Annotated in this window: 1 protein-coding gene; it reads right to left on the bottom strand. The window is 66.4% G+C overall.

Annotation, left to right across the window (positions count from 1 at the left end; translation table 11 throughout):
• Nucleotides 1-2,396 (bottom strand): DNA-directed RNA polymerase subunit beta (locus AB0J09_RS62480; protein WP_360713663.1); only part of this gene is annotated, 2,396 nt, incomplete at both ends.

Raw genomic sequence — 2,396 nt, 5'->3', positions numbered from 1 at the left:
TTGACGATGGCCTCGTAGACCTTCACCCGGCCGAGAACGTCGTCGGACTTGATGGTCAGCAGCTCCTGCAGAGCGTAGGCGGCGCCGTACGCCTCCAGCGCCCACACCTCCATCTCACCGAAGCGCTGGCCACCGAACTGGGCCTTACCGCCGAGCGGCTGCTGGGTGATCATGGAGTACGGGCCGGTCGAACGAGCGTGAATCTTGTCGTCGACCAGGTGCAGCAGCTTGAGGATGTAGACGTAGCCGACCGCGATCGGATACGGGAACGGCTCACCACTGCGGCCGTCGAACAGCCGGGCCTTGCCACTGCCCTGCACCAGCCGGTCCCCGTCCCGGTTGGGGACGGTGCTGCCGAGCAGCCCGACGATCTCTTCCTCGTGGGCGCCGTCGAAGACCGGCGTGGCCATGTTGGTGCGCGGCTCGACCCTGTCGAGGCCCTTGTCGCGCAGCCGCTCGGCCCACGCCTCCTGGATACCGGAGATGTCCCAGCCTCTGGCGGCGATCCACCCCAGGTGCATCTCCAGCACCTGGCCGACGTTCATTCGGCCGGGCACACCGAGCGGGTTGAGGATGATGTCGACCGGGGTGCCGTCCTCCAGGAACGGCATGTCCTCGACCGGCAGGATCTTGGAGATGACACCCTTGTTGCCGTGCCGGCCGGCCAGCTTGTCGCCGTCGGTGATCTTACGCTTCTGCGCCACGTACACACGGACCAGCTCGTTGACACCCGGCGGCAGCTCGTCGCCCTCCTCACGGGAGAACACCCGAACACCGATGACCTTGCCCTGCTCGCCGTGCGGCACCTTCAGCGAGGTGTCGCGGACTTCGCGGGCCTTCTCACCGAAGATCGCGCGCAGCAGCCGCTCCTCCGGCGTCAGCTCGGTCTCACCCTTGGGCGTGACCTTGCCAACCAGGATGTCACCGGGCACGACCTCGGCACCGATGCGGATGATCCCGCGCTCGTCGAGATCGGCCAGCACCTCCTCCGACACGTTGGGGATGTCGCGGGCGATCTCCTCGGGGCCCAGCTTGGTGTCGCGGGCGTCGACCTCGTGCTCCTCGATGTGGATCGAGGACAGCACGTCGTCCTGCACCAGCCGTTGCGAGATGATGATCGCGTCTTCGTAGTTGTGACCCTCCCACGGCATGAACGCCACGAGAAGGTTCTTGCCGAGCGCCATCTCGCCCTTGTCGGTGCACGGGCCGTCGGCGATGACCTGGTTGACCTCCACCCGGTCACCCTCGGCCACGATGGGCTTCTGGTTGAACGACGTGCCCTGGTTCGAACGCTTGAACTTGGCCACCCGGTACGTCGTCCGCGTGCCGTCGTCGTTCATCACCGTGATGTAGTCGGCGGAGACCTCCTCGACCACACCGCCCTTCTCCGCGCTGATGACGTCGCCCGTGTCCGTCGCGGCACGGTATTCCATGCCAGTGCCGACCAGCGGCGCCTCGCTCTTCAGCAGCGGCACCGACTGGCGCTGCATGTTCGCGCCCATCAACGCCCGGTTGGCGTCGTCGTGCTCGAGGAACGGGATCATCGCGGTGGCGACCGACACCATCTGGCGCGGCGACACGTCGATGTAGTCGACCTCGCCGGAGCGCACGTACTCGGTCTCACCGCCCTTGGTGCGGACCAGGACGCGGGACTCGGCGAACGAACCGTCGGAGTTGAGCGCCGTGTTGGCCTGCGCCTTGACGTAGCGGTCTTCCTCGTCGGCCGTCAGGTAGTCGATCTGACCGGTGACCTTGCCGTCGACGACCTTGCGGTACGGGGTCTCCACGAAGCCGAAGGCGTTGAGGCGGCCGAAGCACGCGAGGTAGCCGATGAGGCCGATGTTCGGGCCTTCAGGGGTCTCGATCGGGCACATCCGGCCGTAGTGGGACGGGTGCACGTCACGCACCTCCATGCCCGCCCGCTCACGGGACAGACCACCGGGGCCCAGCGCGTTCAGACGCCGCTTGTGCGTCAGACCGGCCAGCGGGTTGATCTGGTCCATGAACTGCGACAGCTGCGAGGTGCCGAAGAACTCCTTCATCGACGCCACGACCGGGCGGATGTTGATCAGGGTCTGCGGCGTGATCGCCTCGACGTCCTGCGTGGTCATCCGCTCGCGGACGACACGCTCCATCCGGGCCAGGCCCAGGCGGACCTGGTTCTGGATCAGCTCGCCGACGCTGCGTATGCGGCGGTTGCCGAAGTGGTCGATGTCGTCGACCTCCACGACGACCTCACCCACCGAAGCCTCGCCGGCGTGCAACCGGACCAGGTATTCGATCATCGAGACGATGTCGTCCTCGGTCAGGGTGCCCTGAGAGATCTCCGAGTCGACCCCGAGCTTCTTGTTGATCTTGTAGCGACCCACCTTGGCGAGGTCGTACCGCTTGGGGTT

The sequence above is a fragment of the Nonomuraea sp. NPDC049784 genome, from assembly GCF_040659615.1.
Classification (GTDB): Bacteria; Actinomycetota; Actinomycetes; order Streptosporangiales; family Streptosporangiaceae; genus Nonomuraea.
This window is presented reverse-complemented; position numbering and strand designations above follow the sequence as displayed.